This window comes from Bacillus sp. TH13 (assembly GCF_016651175.1).
GTDB classification, from domain to species: domain Bacteria; phylum Bacillota; class Bacilli; order Bacillales; family Bacillaceae_G; genus Bacillus_A; species Bacillus_A thuringiensis_S.
Genome location: NZ_JAEKEJ010000025.1, coordinates 3,191,472 through 3,209,194 on the forward strand (window position 1 = coordinate 3,191,472; position 17,723 = coordinate 3,209,194).

Below are 17,723 nucleotides of genomic sequence, written 5' to 3' on the forward strand. Positions count from 1 at the left end.
AAGATACTTCTTTTTCAAATAATAAATGTACCATCATTTGGAAAGAAGGACGATGTATGAAGAAAGTAAAGTGGACTTTATTAGGTGGCGTCGCAACGTTCGTAGTAGCGATTGTACTCTATAAACTTATCGTGTTAGCTGGTGGCTATATGATGGATGAAAAGCAGCTCGTTTTCCACTCTTCATCACGTATCGTTGACCAGAAAGGGAAAGAAATTACGAAATTATACGTAGAAAATAGGGAGCTCGTACCGATCGAGCAAATTCCGAAGTATGTGCAGCAGGCGTTTGTTGCGGTGGAAGATTCTCGTTTTTATGAGCATCAAGGAATTGATTATCCGTCTATATTCCGTGCTCTTTATAAAGATACGTTAGCTGGAGAAAAGGTAGAGGGCGGTAGTACCATTACGCAGCAACTCGCTAAAAATGTCTTTTTAACTCGTGAAAAAACATTTACGCGCAAATTGAAGGAAGTCGCAATCTCTCTTCAATTAGAGCAAAAATATACGAAGCAACAAATTCTTGAAATGTATATGAATCATATTTATTTTGGTCATGGGGCTTACGGTATTCAAGCAGCAGCAAAGCTGTATTTTAATAAAAATGTTGAGGATTTAACAGTAGAGGAAGGGGCAATGCTTGCAGGTCTTCCGAAGTCACCAAACGGATATTCACCGTACTACTCTGCAGAGAAGAGTAAGGAACGCCGCGATCTCGTGTTGTCACTTATGCATAAACAAGGCTATTTGACTGCAGAAGAAAGCGTTCGTTATCAAGGGAAGATAATTGCTCTATATAAAAACTTAGATGAGAATGAGCTTGCATATATGCCGTATATTGATATGGTCATAGATGAAGCCGCTCGTTTATACGGGTTGTCTCATCAAGAAGTACTTCGCGGAGGATATACGTTTGTCGTACCTATGGATGAAAAAATTCAAAAGGTAGCGTATAACCAGTTTCAAGATGCAAGGAATTTTCCTGGGAAAGAAGAAGGGGCGCAAGGTGCATTTTTATTAATGGATAATCGTACGGGAGGGATTAAAGCGGCGATTGGGGGAAGAAAGTACGTCCCGAGAGGATTTAATCGTGTTTTTGCCAAAAGGCAGCCTGGATCTGTTTTAAAACCACTTATCGTTTATGCACCAGCACTAGAAACGAAAAAGTATAATCCGTATTCTTTATTAACGAATGAAAGAAATTCTTTTGAAGGGTATGAACCTCGAAATTATAATCATGAGTATTCAAAAGAAATGACGATGTATGATGCGATTTTAGAGTCGGCAAACGTACCGGCAGTTTCTTTATTAAATGAGTTAGGGGTAGAAGAAGGAAAGCAATATTTAGAAAAAGGAAATGTCCATATTGCAGATGCTGGTTTAAGTACAGCGCTTGGCGGATTGAAAAATGGTGTTTCAACATTTGATCTTGTAAAAATGTATCGTTCGTTTTTAGCAAATGGAAATATTATCGAGCCGTACGTTATTGATAAAGTATTAAATAGACACGGTGCAGTCATTGGGGAATCTCCAAAAGTAGAGACGAAAATCTTCTCGAAGCAGACAGCATGGTATATGACAAAAATGTTAGAAGGAGTTGTGAAGGAAGGAACAGCGAGAGTTGGTGTATATAACGGTGCGTTAGCTGGAAAAACGGGTACAACTTCATTGCCAAATGACGATAAGGGAGCAAGAGATATGTGGTTCGTCGGCTATACACCGAAATTAGTAGGCGCTGTTTGGATTGGTTATGACCGCACGGATAAGGAGCATCAGTTGCAAGGAGAAAGTGCGTCTGCAACAAAATTGTTTAAGAAAATTTTAACGAAGGCTAATGTAGAACATAAAGAGAAGTTTATGAAGCCTGAAGGTGTGGAAACAATCGGTGCTCCGATTCGGCTGCGCAAAATTGAAGATGTAAAAATGAAACTATCATTTAGCCCTTTCGGTTTATTTAAAGCAAAATTAAGCTGGACGCCACTTCCAGATAACAGAATTATGTACCGAATCTATAGAGTGGAGAACGGAATTCATACGCATGTTAGCACTGTAAATGGCGCTGGGGAATATGAGGAAAAGTTCGTTAACATATTTTCAAAACCGAGCTTTTACGTTGTACCATATAATACACAAACGAATCGTGAAGGAGAAAAGTCAAAAGTAGCTAAACCATAGTTTTTCTCTGTGTTATAATAAGAATGTTGTGAAAATAGTAAGCGTTTTTACGAATGTTTGTGTCAATTTAATGAACAACGTACATAATATTATGCATTTTGTTTTTACAAGCTGTATAGTAAAAAAAGATAAATATCGAACGTATTCGAAGCATTGGTAAGGAAGGGAGCAAGGGTCTTGGTAAGAACTATAAATGAGACATTTTTAAAAGCATGTAGGGGGGAACGTACCGATTATGTACCAGCATGGTATATGCGTCAAGCAGGTCGTTCACAGCCGGAATATAGAAAGATTAAAGAAAAGTATTCTTTATTTGAAATTACACACAATCCAGAGTTATGTGCTTACGTTACAAAATTGCCGGTTGATCAATATAACGTAGACGCAGCAATTCTTTATAAAGATATTATGTCACCACTACCTGCAATTGGTGTGGATGTAGAAATTAAATCTGGTATTGGCCCAGTTATCGATAACCCAATCCGTTCTTTACAAGACGTAGAAAAACTAGGGGAAATCAATCCAGAAGATGACGTACCGTACATACTAGATACAATTCGTTTATTAACGACAGAAATGTTAGACGTACCGTTAATCGGTTTTTCAGGAGCTCCATTTACATTAGCGAGCTATATGATTGAAGGTGGTCCATCTCGTAACTACCATAATACGAAAGCGTTTATGTATGCAGAGCCGAAAGCTTGGTTCGCATTAATGGATAAGCTAGCAGATATGGTTATTACATATTTAAAAGCGCAAATTAACGCAGGAGCAAAAGCAGTTCAAATTTTCGATTCTTGGGTTGGAACAGTAAACGTAGCAGATTACCGCGTATTTATTAAACCAGCAATGGAGCGTATTTTTGCAGAAGTTCGCACGATGGGTGTACCGATGATTATGCATGGCGTAGGAGCTGCACACTTAGTAAATGAATGGCACGACTTACCGCTTGATGTAGTTGGCTTAGATTGGCGCTTACCGATCGAAGAAGCACGTGCACGCGGCGTTCATAAGGCGGTACAAGGAAATATGGACCCTTCGTTCTTACTTGCACCATGGTCTGTTATTGAAGAACATGTAAAAGGTATTTTAGATCAAGGGATGAAACAGCCGGGTTATATCTTTAACTTAGGTCACGGTGTATTCCCAGAAGTAAATCCGGATACATTAAAACGTTTAACTACATTTATTCATGAATACTCTAAAGGGCAGTTAGCGAAGTAAAGGAGAATTGCTGTATGAAAAAGAAAATTGGTTTGCTTGTAATGGCATACGGAACGCCATATAAAGAAGAAGATATTGAACGTTACTATACACATATTCGTAGAGGAAGAAAGCCAAGTCCTGAAATGCTGGAAGATTTAACAGAGCGTTACCGTGCAATTGGTGGTATTTCTCCTTTAGCTACTATTACATTAGAGCAAGCTAAGAAGTTAGAACAGCGTTTAAATGAAGTACAAGATGAAGTAGAGTACCATATGTATCTTGGTTTAAAACATATTGAACCGTTTATTGAAGATGCGGTGAAAGATATGCATAACGACGGAATACAAGATGCAATCGCACTTGTTCTTGCACCTCACTATTCTACGTTTAGCGTGAAATCATACGTTGGACGAGCACAAGAAGAAGCTGAGAAACTTGGAAACTTAACAATTCACGGCATTGATAGCTGGTATAAAGAGCCGAAATTCATCCAGTACTGGGTTGATGCAGTGAAAGGTATATATAACGGTATGTCAGATGCAGAGCGTGAAAAAGCAGTATTAATCGTATCTGCACATAGCTTACCAGAGAAAATTATTGCAATGGGCGATCCATATCCAGATCAATTAAGTGAAACAGCTGATTATATCGCGCGCGGAGCTGAAGTAGCAAACTATGCAGTAGGCTGGCAAAGTGCAGGAAACACACCAGATCCTTGGATTGGTCCAGATGTACAAGATTTAACGAGGGAACTAAATGAAAAGCACGGTTATACTTCATTCGTATATGCACCAGTTGGATTTGTTGCTGAACATTTAGAAGTTTTATATGACAATGACTTTGAGTGTAAAGTTGTAACGGATGAAATTGGCGCGAAATATTATCGTCCAGAAATGCCAAATGCATCAGACGCATTTATTGATTGCTTAACAGATGTTGTATTAAAGAAAAAAGAATCTGTACTGTAAGAAGAAAGGGGGAGCCTGCTTGAGGAAAAAAGTTGTGATCGTCGGCGGAGGCATCACTGGATTAACAGCAATGTATAACTTACAAAAAAATATTCATGAAAAAAACTTGCCGATCGATACATTACTTATAGAAGCATCGGGTAAACTTGGCGGGAAAATTCAAACCGTTCGAAAAGATGGATTTACAATTGAACGTGGGCCAGATTCTTTCTTAGCACGAAAAGAAAGTGCAGCTAGATTAGTGAAAGAATTAGGTCTTGGCGATGAACTTGTAAATAATCAGGCCGGTCAATCATTTATCCTCGTAAACAATCGGTTACATAAAATGCCGAATGGATCAATGATGGGAATTCCAACGCAAATTACGCCGTTTCTATTTTCCGGGCTGTTCTCCCCAATTGGTAAACTAAGAGCTGGTTTTGATCTATTAATGCCGAGGTCAAAGCCAGTATCTGATCAATCACTCGGTCAATTTTTCAGACACCGTCTCGGAAACGAAGTGGTTGAAAACTTAATAGAACCATTACTATCGGGTATTTATGCAGGGGATATTGATGAAATGAGCTTAATGTCAACATTCCCGCAAATGTATCAGATTGAGCAGAAACATCGCAGTATTTCACTCGGTATGCGTACGCTCGTTCCGAAAGAAGAGAAAGCTGAACCGAAAAAAGGAATCTTCCAAACAGTGAAAACAGGTTTAGAATCTATCGTAGAATCTCTCGAAGCAAAGATGCATGAAGGTACGATAATAAAGGGAACTCGCATTGAAAAAGTTGCAAAACAGGGTGATGGTTATACGATTACTCTTAGTAACGGAAAAGAAATAGAAGCGGACGCCATCGTAGTGGCAACTTCGCATAAAGTATTGCCGTCCATGTTTGCTCAGTACAAGCAGTTTCGTTTCTTCCGTAATATTCCATCCACATCCGTTGCGAATGTCGCACTTGCTTTCCAAAAGTCCGCAATCAAGCGCGATATTAATGGTACAGGATTTGTCGTATCACGAAATAGCGATTACACGATTACAGCATGTACGTGGACGCATAAAAAATGGCCACATACAACGCCAGAAGGAAAAACACTCCTTCGCTGTTACGTTGGACGTGCTGGTGATGAAGCGGTTGTAGAACAAACTGAAGAAGAACTCGTTCAGCTCGTACTAGAAGATTTAAGAAAGACGATGGATATTACAGAGGATCCAGAGTTTACAATTGTAAGCCGCTGGAAAGAAGCGATGCCTCAATATACAGTAGGCCATAACGAGCGAATGAAAAAGCTCACAACATTTATGCAGAAAGAGTTGCCTGGTATATACTTGGCAGGTAGCTCCTATGCTGGTGCTGGACTTCCAGATTGTATTAATCAAGGTGAGGAAGCTGCAAAGCGTGTATTATCTCATTTGGAGAAAGTAATAGATGCTGAATTAATCGCACAATAAACTATAAGAAACGCCTTCAATCATATTGAAGGCATTTCGTTTGTTATATAAAATACTTATTCGCCAATAAACATATATAAGCTATTTGGCTTTATAACGGCATCTCCTGCATAAATAACCCACTCTGTTAAGTTATCAAAATCTAAATGATAACGATTTCCTTCACTCATATCTTCTATAAAATATGGTTCATTAATGAGTATTCCTTGAATGAAATCTTCCGTAATGTTTTGCATTTCAAACCACATATGTTCACTTTTTCCTTCTTCGTAGGAGACACCAAACTTAGCAAGGAAACGAAAATCTTCATTTGATTGTTCAATGTGAAAAATGTTGCTGAAATACCCGAAAGTATTTTTCGCATTGTAAGCCATACGATTGGTTTCACTATTTGTTTTATAGAACATGAGCCCTGTAGCTTCCTCGTGTTCTTTGAAAAAACTTTCAATATATTTTTCTGAAGTATTAAATTTGAATAAGAGAACGGATGGAGATTGATGGTATTCATCTCGGGCATCCATTCCGCCTAAGAATGTATTTTGTGTATCTATTGGTTGTAGTTTCACTTCTTCATCCTCGATTGAAGATAATTGGTCCATACTCGTTTTATGCCCTATATAAGATAATCCTTTTTCCCACGGAACAGCGACTGTATGTATAGAACCTTGCTGACTATGTGCGATAACGATAGGCTCATTCATAGGGACTTGTCCATTCTCAACGGCATTATTAGCAAATGTTTGAAAGAGATCGCTAATGCCGTAGTAGGAAGAAATGCGATTTGGAATAATTAACTCTATTTCAGTTACGCCTGCTCTTAAAAGACCATGTGTATGAAACCAATATTGCGTAGGCTCACCGTCTTTATCGTCTTCATAAACGGAATGAATAACGTATAAGTCAGGAATGTCAGGTAATAATTCATTTTCAACGTGATATTCAATATAGCTTCTAGATATCACTTTCATTGCTGCACTTGAATCGATTACAAATAACAAATCTGGGGCGAGATTCCATAAAAACTGTAACTGCTGGAAAAAGCAGTCCAGTACATCGCCTACAAATAGCGTACGAGTGAAAATTTCAGTGCCGAAAGCCGCATCTTCAAAATTACGATCTACAATTGTAGAATCTTGTCTATTGTACATTTTATATCCTTCTGGATCGTTCGGTTCATCAATATGCAGTTCATACGGTATGACTGTTTCACCCATATGTAATTCAACAATAAGGCTTGTCTTATCACTATAAACAATTTTTAAATCATCAACTTTAGTAGCGATAGTTTCTAGTCGCTGTTTTAACTGCTCAATTGTAATTCTAGTTGGTATAACGGCAATCATATCTGAAAAATGACGTTCTAATGTTCCATTCATAGCTGCGCGGTATGTTTCTGTTTGTACTTCCATCCAATCACTCCTATTCAAATGAATCCATTTTACATGCCAATTAAATGTCGATATTTTCTGTTTTCTCTCTCTAACATTATAGAGTGCATTTGTAGAAGGTGTAAAATTATTATTTTGTATTATAGTTTGAAAGCTTGTAAATTAAATAAATCTTTTGTAAAATTTGTCGAAATATAGTTCTATATAACGAATCATTTGTTATGATAGAAATGCTGAGAAAATATGAAATAGAGAGAGGAAAATGGCTGTGAAGAAATTGTTAAGTGTCTTTTTATCATTCTTGCTATTGCTTTCATTTACTGGAACTTTAGCGCAAGCAGAAGAAACTGCTTCTATGTCAGTAGAAAAAGCAATTCAAGTATTTAAGCAGCAAGGGAAAACGAAGGGGATAGTAGAAGGATATATTGTTGGATATACGCAAAGTTCTTCTAAATATACGAAGGATCCAGCTAAGTTTGATGATACAAACGTAGCAATTGCAGATTCGCCAAACGAAACGAATCCAGACAAAATCATGCCCGTTCAGTTGCCAAAAGGTGATGTGAGAACGGCAGTGAATGTAAAAGATCATCCTGAAAATATCGGGAAGAAAGTTAATTTAACAGGGACTCTTGAATTATATTTTAGTAACCCAGGTCTAAAATCAGTAACAGCTTATAAGTTTCAAGGTGAAGGACAAGACCGTGTTAGCGATGTATTAGCTTCACCGAACGGCGGAGAAGTTGCTAGAGGAACAGCGGTAACATTAACGACGAATACAGAAGGCGCAACAATCTACTATACGTTAGATGGCTCTAATCCTACTAATAAGAGTGTTCGTTATAATGGACAAATTGTAGTGAATGAAAATAGTGTAGTGAAAGCAATCGCGGAAAAAGAAGGGCTTACTTCTTCAGCAATTTCGACATTTTCATTTATTATCGTAAATAATGAACCGGTTCGTATTCATGACATTCAAGGGAAATCACATATGTCTTCTTACAACGGGAAGAAAGTAAACAATGTGGAAGGCGTTGTCACAGCGCTTGATAAAAACGGCTTTTATATAGAAGATAATCAGCCGGATAATGATCCAGCTACTTCAGAAGGTATGTACGTATATAAAAAAGATGCGAATGTAGCAGTAGGAGATCTTATTCAAGTTGATGGAGTAGTAGAAGAATATGTTGGACCAGGATATGCAGAGCGATTTGAAACAGACTTAACGACGACAGAAATTAAGGCGAGTCGCGTTGCTGTAATCGCAAAAGATCAATCTTTGCCGGCACCGATTGTACTTGGGGAAAACGGTGTGAAAATCCCGGACCAGATTATTGATAATGATGCATTTGGTTTATTTGATCCAAATGAAGATGCAATCGACTTCTATGAAAGTATAGAAGGTATGCGTGTTACGATGCCAACACCAAAAATTATTGCACCTCAGAAAAACGGAAATTTATATGTAACAGTAAAAAATGGTGGAGATAAAATAGTAACACAATATGGCACACCTCTATTAGATGAAAATCAATTAAACCCAGAGCGTCTTTCTGTAAAAGTACCTCGCGATTATGTAGCAAAAGTAGGAGATACTTTCACTGGAGATATAATAGGGGTAGTAGGATATGATTACGGTTCTTTCCGTATTTCGCCAATAACAGAATTGCCAGCTGTATTGGATGGTGTATTTAAGCAAGTAGGGGCAAATATTCAGCCACGTCTTGATAAGTTAACGGTTGCTACATATAACATTGAAAACTTCTCAGCGAATAAAAAAGAAACAACAGATGAAAAGGTAAAAGCGTTAGCGTATTCTATTAAATACAACTTAAAAATGCCAGATATTATCGGTGTAGAGGAAATGCAAGATAATAACGGATCAATTAATGACGGTACAACAGATGCGTCATTAAGCGCAAAACGTATCATTGATGCAGTTCTAGAAATTCGTGGACCGAAGTATGAGTATGTCGAAATCGCTCCAAACAATAATCAAGACGGAGGAGCACCAGGAGCGAATATTCGCGTCGGCTTCTTCTATAATCCATCACGCGTGAAATTAGCGACGGTACCGAAGTTACTTGATAAAAATGTTGTTCGTATTGGAGACGAAAATCCATTATTTGAAAGTACACGTAAACCGTTAGCGGCAGAATTTACGTTCCAAGGACAAAACATTGTTGTCGTTGCAAATCACTTAAACTCAAAACTAGGAGATGCAACGCCATTTGGAAAAGTGCAACCGCTCGTATTAAAAAGTGAAGACAAACGAATTCAGTTAGCACAAGAAGTAAATCATTTTGTGCAAGGAATTCAGAAAAAGAATACGAATGCACCAGTTGTTGTGTTAGGTGATATGAACGATTTCGAATTCTCTAAACCATTAAAAACACTAGAGGGAACAATCTTAAAAGATATGTTAAACACAGTGCCGAAAGAGAATCGTTACACGTACATTCACGAAGGAAATGCACAAGTGTTAGATCATATTTTAGTAACAAACAACATCGCACCGCACACAATTGTAGATCCAGTGCACTTAAACTCAAACATAATGAAAGAGCACGGACGTGTAAGTGACCACGACCCAGTACTTGCTCAAATTGATTTGAAGAAGGCTTCTTAAAGTGGGGAACGCTTAGGTGACTAAGCGTTCTTTTTTGTTTCTGAATCAATAGTATAAAGAGATGATTCCTTTTTTTGTAATCTGATGATAAAATTAATAGAATATTCAGTCGTCGGGAGGGCAGTGATGCAAGCACGAATAAATGGAAAGTTAATGAATCAGCTTGCAATTTTCTTTAGTACAATCGTCATGCTTCAGTTTGTAGCTGATATAACAGGACTTACAAGTAATCTAGATATTACGTATAACTTAATTAATACAACAGCTTCTTATATAACTTTTAGCTTGGCGGTTATTTTTACTTTAATAGGTGCAAGAAGAGAATTAAGTAAATATGCAATTATTTTATTATGTTCAGTGATAGGTATTAAAGCGATTTATTTTGCGGTGTTCGTTATCTTATGGGGATTGGCAGGTACACCGTAAAGTGGAGGATGATTATATGTAATGATAATAAGAGCGTAATTCTCTATGCTAACTTAGGGAATTACGCTCTTATTCGTTTAATCATTTAGTCTGAAATTGTTTGAAACGCTTTTCTACAGCGCTCCCTTTTTTGCAACCTTCTTCTATATTTTTTTCTATCACGTTTTACTCCTTGTATATACATAATTAAGCTAACGAGAAGGAAGAAAGTGCATTGCATCGTTAAAATATACGGCGACATGCCATGTAACGGTTGTTTTGGGTCATATAAATGAAAAGGCGCTCCGCCTATTGTAGGGAATATCGTATTTAGCAGGACGTATGGAATGGAGGCAACTGCAAATGGGAAAAGAATCGCCATATAGTCCTTTTGTGACCACGCAGATGCTGCAAGTCCTAAAAGGGCCATTAAACCTGCAAATAAAAAATTAATTCCGATATATACAGTAATGTAAGTGAGGGGAGATTCGTAATATAAGTTTGCAAACATCCCATTATCATTTATAATGCCTGAACCAGCCGTCGGTTCTCCATCTGGAATGGTTAATTTGCAAAATAATAACGATAAGATGAATGGAAATGTATAAAGAAATCCGCCACAAAAGAATGTAACGATATATTTCGTTACTGAATAAGGGAACAAAGAAATCCCTTTACTTACAAACGGTTTAAAACCATCTGATTTATCCGAATTGTAACTTGTACTAAAGGGGAAACTAGCAATAACGGGCATTAATAATAAATAAACATCCATTTCATTGTCGCGAAATCCAATCCATTTAAAAGCTGTTGTTACAAAGGCATCCGTTCCATCCCCAATGTAACGAATTACATAATAATAATGGTAAATAAAAATAAGAGCTAGTCCACTAAACATAATAATTAAAGAAACACGATTACAAAAAGCTTGCTTTATATTTAAACGAAGTGCACGCATCATGACTGAAAAAGCCTCCACTGTTTTGATAAACTTGTCTATTTTCTATATTACTATTAATTGTAAAGATTTTCTTGTTTTTTTATTTGATTATTTGAAAAAGAGGAATTTTGTTGTTGTGAAGTAAGGTTTAGCTGAAATTAATTTTTCTAAAATATGGTTGACAATTAAGTATTACATTTGTAATCTTAATTATAGATTACAAATGTAATACTTAGGAGTGAAACATACGATGACAAATCAATTACCTAAAATATCTGAAGCGGAATTAGAAATTATGAAAGTACTTTGGTCGAGTTCTCCGCAAACAGCGAATGAAATTATAGAAGAACTGGAAGATGCAATGGACTGGAAACCGAAAACAATCCGCACATTAATTAATCGATTAGTGCAAAAGGAAGCCGTTTCTTACCATCAAGATAAAGGGCGGATGTATGCTTATTATCCGTTAGTATCACAAGATAATTATTTGCAAGTGGAAACGAAATCTTTACTAAAGCGTTTTTGCGGTGCAGCTTTTAAACCATTACTTGTTAATTTCTTAAAAGAGGAGAAATTAACTTCAGAAGATATTAATGAATTAAAACGCATTTTAGATGAGAAGACAGAGGAGAATAAGAGGAAGGATCGATAAAAATGATAAACACGCTTATAAATGTATACCTTCCTCATTTTTTTGATTGGCTTATAGAAACGTCACTTATGGCTAGCATATTAGTTGGATTTATTTTATGTATAAAAGTTCTATTTAGAAATAAATTAACACCCCGGTGGCAATATATGCTGTGGATTGTATTAATGATAAGACTCCTTTTACCATGGTCACCGGATAGCTCTTATAGTATTTATTCATTATTTTCCTATCGTTCTAGCGTATCGGAAGTTATTCCAAAAAATATGCCGGCTACTGAGAATATAGTGAACATAGAAAGCGACCGAAAAGTGGAATTGGAATCAAATTCTAAAATGGTGACAAAAACTAGCGAACCGGAAGTAAAAGTCAGTTCGGAAAAACAGACTACATTTTCTTTATACAAAATTGCTTTGTATGTTTGGCTAGCTGGGGTAATCGTATTAGCAGTCATAACGTTTCTTACAAATAGACGTTTATATTCGTACATAAAGAAACAACCGGATATTACGGATGAACAGGTCGCTACAGTGTTTAATCGCTGTAAGCAATCTATGAAAATGAAGAAGGCAGTTTCGTTACGTCTAGCGGGAAAGATTGCGAGCCCAACTGTGTTTAGTTTCTTCCGCCCAAAAGTATTACTATCAAAAAAACATATGAAAGTATTAAATGAGCAACAATTACGATATGTCTTTTACCATGAGTTAGCTCATATTAAAAGAAACGACGTAGCTGTAAATTGGATTATGTACAGTTTAATCCTATTAAATTGGTTCAATCCGATTCTTCGGTATGCCTATTTTTGTATGCGAGAAGATCAAGAATTAGCCTGTGATGCATATGCACTTACTTTTATAGATAAAGAGGAACAAATTGCATACGGTCATACAATTATTACCCTTTTAGAACACTATTCCTATCAAGTACCAAGCCTAGCAAATTTAAGTAGAAATAAACGAACACTAAAAAGGAGAATCGTTATGATTAAAAAGTTTCAAAAGAAATCGTATCGTCTTTCTTTACTTGGGATTATTGCTATAGCAGCTATAGCAGGCGGATTTTTATTAAATGCAAAGATAACTGAGGGAGATGAAAGACAGGAAGAAAAGGTTATAGAAAAAAAGCAATCTAAAGCAGCTTTTGAAAAAGCGATAGAAACAGTATTAGGTACACCAGAGAATGCAAGTAGAGAATGGGGTATGTCAATAAAGTCATATAAAAGGGATACAGATTTTTTGTATTTGGCAGAAAAGAATTTTACAAAAGAAGAATTTGAGCAGTATGTTCAATTATTTAAAGAAGCTAAAGAAATTCATAAAAAAGCAATGGTTAATAAAAAAGTACCTGAGAATTATGATAGAGATACAAAGGAATTTAAACGTGAACGTTTGAATAAAGCTGATCAAGAAAGATTAGCTAGTATTGAGAAGAAATTAGTTCCACTTTCGGAAAGGGTGGAGAAGTCTTTAACATATACTATAGAAGAAGCAAACGAACATGTACCATTTCAAATTAAGCACCCGTCTTATATGCTTGAAGGTTATGAGTTGAAAAGAGAATGGGCTGATTCATATTTTGGAAGAGATGTAGAGTTAGTTATTAAATCAGAATATACAAATGGAAAATATGGTTTTACAATTTACCAATCAAGGATTTATGCAGGTGGTAATAAGGATCCACTTCACTACATGATGCCTGGAGAAGAGAATCTAGAAAGTTATAATTTAGACGGGAAAGGAATGGTCTATAATAAATCTTCTCATGGAGAGGGTAAGTTAAAAGGGCTCAAAATGTTTGTACCAGAACAAGGAAAGAATAGTGAGTATCAGATTGTCATAGTAAATGATATTTTTACAAGAGATACAAAGATATACGAAGAGATAATCGATGATGAGCTAACTAAGAAAGAAATGGAGAAAATATTACTTTCTATGTCAAAATAATAGACAGTGTTCTTAAACTTTTAGTTTTAAGAACACTGTCTATTTTATTAAATTTCTAGTGGGATCTAGCCAGCAATTATTATGAATATATTCTAGCTTTCCATACAAGTATACTTTTTGATACACTATGGACAGTATGATATAACTTGACTGAAATCTTTTATACTGGAAATAATAAAAAGAGAACTTGTATAGAATGTAAGCGTGTGGTAATATCAAAGATGTACTGATTGACTATATTATCCAATTGGTCATTTTTGGAGGTGACAATGTGGCGATAGATCGAAAACGTTCTATTATTGAAGCTGCAACAAAGTCTTTTTCAGCGTTCGGTTATAAAGCAACAACGATGGATCAAGTAGCGAAGTTAGCGAATGTAGGAAAAGGAACGATTTATACTTTTTTCAAAAATAAAGAAGAGCTATTTGGTGAAATTATTTCTAATTTAATTACAGAAATGAAGCAAGTTGCAGAAGGTGCAATTCGTTCAGATGTTTCATTTTTTGAAAATGTACATAGAGCATTATATAGCATCTTGGAATTTAGAAAAGAACATCAGCTCATGATTAAATTAATTCAAGAAGAGCGCGATATGGGAACGAAAGAAGTACAAGAAGTTATGCAACAAGTTGATGTGGAAATCGTTTCTGTTATTCAATCGTATTTAAAGATTGCGATTGAAAAAGGTGAAATTAGCAAATGTGATCCAGAAATTACAGCATTTATTATGCTTCGTCTATATGTATCGCTTATTTTTGATTGGGAAAAAAATCACGAACCGCTAGAAAAAGAAAAAATTGCAGAGTTATTTGAACTTTATTTACTAAAAGGATTGTCAAACTAAGATAATCCTTTTAATTTTATAAAAAAATGACCGAATGAACAATATGGTCATATATTTAAGTTAAGGAGGGGTATAGAAAAATTATAATCATAATGAGAAAAAGTTGCATAGTAATAAATTCGGGGATAAGGCATATGTATGAACAAGTATAGCCTTTTTGTTTGGGTAAAAATGACTATATGAACATTTTGGTCATTTTATAAAAGGGGAGAAATTATGAAAGGGAATCAGTTACTTCGGAAAGAGTTCACGGAAATTATAAAAAATAAAAAAATATTAATTCCAATTATTGCGGTCTTATTCGTACCGATTTTATATGCAGGGATGTTTTTGTGGGCCTTTTGGGATCCGTATAAGCAGTTAGATGACTTACCAGTTGCAGTAGTCAATTTAGATAAAGGCGCAGTATTTGATGGGAAACCAATTGAGGTCGGAAAAGGGCTCGTTGATAATTTAAAAGATAATAAAAGTTTTAAATGGGAGTTCGTAAGTGAAAAAGAAGCAAAGAAAGGAATGGAAGGTAGAAAGTATTACATGTTAGTGCGCATTCCAGATGACTTCTCAAGTAACGCTACAACGTTACTAAAAGACAATCCAAAGCCATTAAACTTAGAGTACATTCCAAACGAAAGTTTAAACTTCTTATCTTCACAAATTGGAGGAACAGCCATTGAAAAAATTAAAGGTGAAGTAGCAAGTACGTTAACGAAAACATATGCAGAGAAAATGTTTGATTCCATTCAAGACGTCTCAAAAGGATTAGCAGATGGGGCGGAAGGAGCAAATAAACTACACGACGGATCAAGTGAGCTGCATGATGGTTCAAGTAAAGTGACGGATGGCCTTCATACACTTCAAGGGAAGTCTGGAGAGATGAAGGATGGAGCTCAGAAATTAGCAGATGGATCTAATAAATTAGTAGATGGGTCAGGCAAAGTAACAAATGGTTTAAATACGCTAAATAGCAAAACAGGTGAAATGCAGATAGGTATAGGGAAATTAGTAGACGGATCTGGAAAAGTAACGAACGGTTTAAATACGTTAAATAGTAAAACAGGTGAGATGCAGACAGGTATCGGAAAATTAATAGATGGATCTGGAAAAGTAACAGACGGTTTAAATACGTTAAATAGCAAAACGGGTGAAATGCAAAAAGGAATTGGTGAATTACATGATGGATCTGAGAAAGTGACCGGTGGTTTGAACAAATTAGTAAGTAAATCCGGTGAATTAAAAACAGGAACAACTGATCTATCAAATGGTATGGGAAAACTTGTTGAAGGGCAAAGTCAATTAGAGGAAGGTTCTCAAGCGATCCAAAAGGGATTGCAAGATTTAAATAGTAACGTACAAAAGTCTGCTGCGGACTTAGAGGAAATGCAGTCGAAAGTTCCTTCTATATTGAATACAGTAAATGAAAAAATAGATGGAGCTGGGGCGAATGTAAATCAGTTAAATGAACTCACGCAATCAACAGCAGGAGATGCCAAAACTGCAACGCAAGATGTAGCGAATTTACAAAAGCAAATTGAAAGTTTACCAAAAGAATATCAAGAGCAGTTACAACCATTCATAACAAGTGCCGTAAAAAGTACAGCGACAGTTCAGCAGAAGGCTACCGGAGTAGCAGGTGGAACAAATAAATTAAATGAAGAAGTTAAACAATTAAAAGGTGAAATAAATCAAAAAACAAATGGATTGCAAAACGAATTACCAAATCCAGCAGGGGTGAAAATACTAGCGGGTGGTATTGCGAAACTAACGAACGCACAAAATGAATTTGTTAGTAAGTTTCATGGATTTGGTGAGGGATTAGATAATGCAAAAATAGGTGCTGATAAATTAAAAGATGGATCAGTTCAATTAATTGATGGAGTAGCGCAATTACAAAGCGGCTCTGGAAAAGTGACAGCTGGATTAGGTCAATTATCTGCAGGAGCAAATCAAATGGCAGGTGGTGTAAATCAATTAGCAAATGGCTCAAGCCAAGTAACAGGCGGTTTAGGAACATTATCTGCAGGAGCAAACCAAATGGCAGGTGGAGTAAATCAATTAGCAGATGGCTCAAGCCAAGTAACAGGCGGTTTAGGAACATTATCTGTAGGAGCAAACCAAATGGCAGGTGGAGTAAATCAATTAGCAGATGGATCTAATCAAGTAACAACTGGCTTAGGTACTCTAAATGGTGGTCTAAATAAAATGTCAACAGGCTCAACCCAGCTAATCGACGGCGTAAATAAACTAGCAGACGGATCTGGAAAAGTAACAGATGGTCTTGTAAAAGTAAACGATGGTTCAGGTGAACTTGCTGAGAAACTTGGCGAGGGAGCAGAAAAAACTGGTGAAGTAAAAGGAACAGATAAAACGTATGATATGTTTGCAAGTCCTGTAAAAGTGAAGACGGAGAAAATGGCGGAAGTTCCTAACTACGGAACTGGGTTTACACCGTACTTCTTATCACTCGGTTTATTTGTTGGGGCATTATTATTATCAATTGTTTATCCATTACGTGATACAGTTGGCGTTCCGAAATCAGGATTTAGTTGGTTTATTAGTAAGTTTGGCGTGTTACTATCAGTCGGTATTATTCAAGCGATAGTAGCAGATGTGATATTACTATTCGGATTAGGTGTGGAAGTACAAAGTATTCCGTATTTCATACTCTTTAGCATCGTTACAAGTTTAGCGTTTATTGCATTAATTCAATGTTTAGTAACAGCATTCGGTGATGCGGGCCGTTTTATCGCCATCATCACATTAATTATGCAGCTTACAACAAGTGCTGGAACATTCCCGTTAGAGTTGATTCCGAAGTTTTTACAACCATTCAATGCTTGGTTACCGATGACATACTCTGTATCAGGATTGAAAGCAGTCGTATCGAGTGGAGACTTTGACTTCATGTGGCAAAACATAGGAATGCTCATGATCTTTATCGTTGTATTATCACTTGGAACAATCGCTTCCTTAACTTTGATGCACAAACGACAATTTAAAAATGTTGCTGAAAATCAATCGGTTGAAGCGTAGATAAAAGCACCTTTTTGGTGCTTTTTTATTTTAATGTAGGGGGTCTTTTCTGTAGTTTATATATGAACCTTTTTAAAAGCTATAGAGACGAAAGAAAAGGAATTAC

Annotated in this window: 12 protein-coding genes; 10 read left to right on the forward strand and 2 right to left on the reverse strand. The window is 36.2% G+C overall.

Translation table 11 applies throughout. The features are described from left to right. Positions 1-56 precede the first annotated feature (56 nt). The 4 genes from JFU02_RS24975 to hemY all read left to right on the forward strand — a co-directional run bounded on the left by JFU02_RS24975 (position 57) and on the right by hemY (position 5,789). Positions 57-2,174, forward strand: a complete 2,118-nt coding sequence (locus JFU02_RS24975; RefSeq protein ID WP_201071835.1) for a transglycosylase domain-containing protein — start codon at positions 57-59, stop codon at positions 2,172-2,174. Positions 2,175-2,351: 177 nt separating this feature from the next. Further along, positions 2,352-3,398 (forward strand): uroporphyrinogen decarboxylase, encoded by a 1,047-nt coding sequence (hemE, locus tag JFU02_RS24980; RefSeq protein WP_000252614.1) that lies wholly within the window; start codon positions 2,352-2,354, stop codon positions 3,396-3,398. Between the two features lie 14 nt (positions 3,399-3,412). Further along, positions 3,413-4,348, forward strand: coding sequence for a ferrochelatase (gene hemH / locus JFU02_RS24985; RefSeq protein ID WP_061666651.1), 936 nt, complete (start codon positions 3,413-3,415; stop codon positions 4,346-4,348). Positions 4,349-4,367: 19 nt separating this feature from the next. Continuing rightward, positions 4,368-5,789, forward strand: a complete 1,422-nt coding sequence (gene hemY / locus JFU02_RS24990) for a protoporphyrinogen oxidase (RefSeq protein ID WP_001228105.1) — start codon at positions 4,368-4,370, stop codon at positions 5,787-5,789. 56 nt (positions 5,790-5,845) lie between these two features. Here hemY and JFU02_RS24995 read toward each other — a convergent pair whose 3' ends face one another. Beyond that, positions 5,846-7,198 carry a DUF4026 domain-containing protein gene (locus JFU02_RS24995; RefSeq protein WP_000453724.1) on the reverse strand — a complete coding sequence of 451 codons (1,353 nt, stop codon included), beginning with the start codon at positions 7,196-7,198 and terminating at the stop codon, positions 5,846-5,848. A gap of 241 nt (positions 7,199-7,439) precedes the next feature. Here JFU02_RS24995 and JFU02_RS25000 point away from each other — a divergent pair, with 241 nt between their 5' ends. Then, complete coding sequence (locus JFU02_RS25000; protein WP_201071838.1) at positions 7,440-9,806, forward strand: DUF6359 domain-containing protein; 2,367 nt, start codon at positions 7,440-7,442, stop codon at positions 9,804-9,806. A 126-nt stretch (positions 9,807-9,932) separates the two neighbouring features. Beyond that, on the forward strand, positions 9,933-10,232 hold the full coding sequence (locus JFU02_RS25005; protein WP_001148895.1) for a hypothetical protein: 300 nt from the start codon (positions 9,933-9,935) through the stop codon (positions 10,230-10,232). Between the two features lie 85 nt (positions 10,233-10,317). Here JFU02_RS25005 and JFU02_RS25010 read toward each other — a convergent pair whose 3' ends face one another. Further along, positions 10,318-11,172, reverse strand: coding sequence for a hypothetical protein (locus tag JFU02_RS25010; protein ID WP_000984161.1), 855 nt, complete (start codon positions 11,170-11,172; stop codon positions 10,318-10,320). Between the two features lie 229 nt (positions 11,173-11,401). Here JFU02_RS25010 and JFU02_RS25015 point away from each other — a divergent pair, with 229 nt between their 5' ends. The 4 genes from JFU02_RS25015 (at position 11,402) to JFU02_RS25030 (ending at position 17,617) form a co-directional block, all read left to right on the forward strand. After that, a complete protein-coding gene (locus tag JFU02_RS25015) occupies positions 11,402-11,803 on the forward strand; it encodes a BlaI/MecI/CopY family transcriptional regulator (protein ID WP_061666653.1) in 402 nt (133 codons plus the stop codon). A gap of 2 nt (positions 11,804-11,805) precedes the next feature. Continuing rightward, a complete protein-coding gene (locus tag JFU02_RS25020) occupies positions 11,806-13,743 on the forward strand; it encodes a M56 family metallopeptidase (RefSeq protein WP_201071849.1) in 1,938 nt (645 codons plus the stop codon). A gap of 271 nt (positions 13,744-14,014) precedes the next feature. Further along, on the forward strand, positions 14,015-14,587 hold the full coding sequence (locus JFU02_RS25025) for a TetR/AcrR family transcriptional regulator (protein WP_061666655.1): 573 nt from the start codon (positions 14,015-14,017) through the stop codon (positions 14,585-14,587). A gap of 216 nt (positions 14,588-14,803) precedes the next feature. After that, complete coding sequence (locus JFU02_RS25030) at positions 14,804-17,617, forward strand: YhgE/Pip domain-containing protein (RefSeq protein WP_201071851.1); 2,814 nt, start codon at positions 14,804-14,806, stop codon at positions 17,615-17,617. Positions 17,618-17,723: the final 106 nt, after the last annotated feature.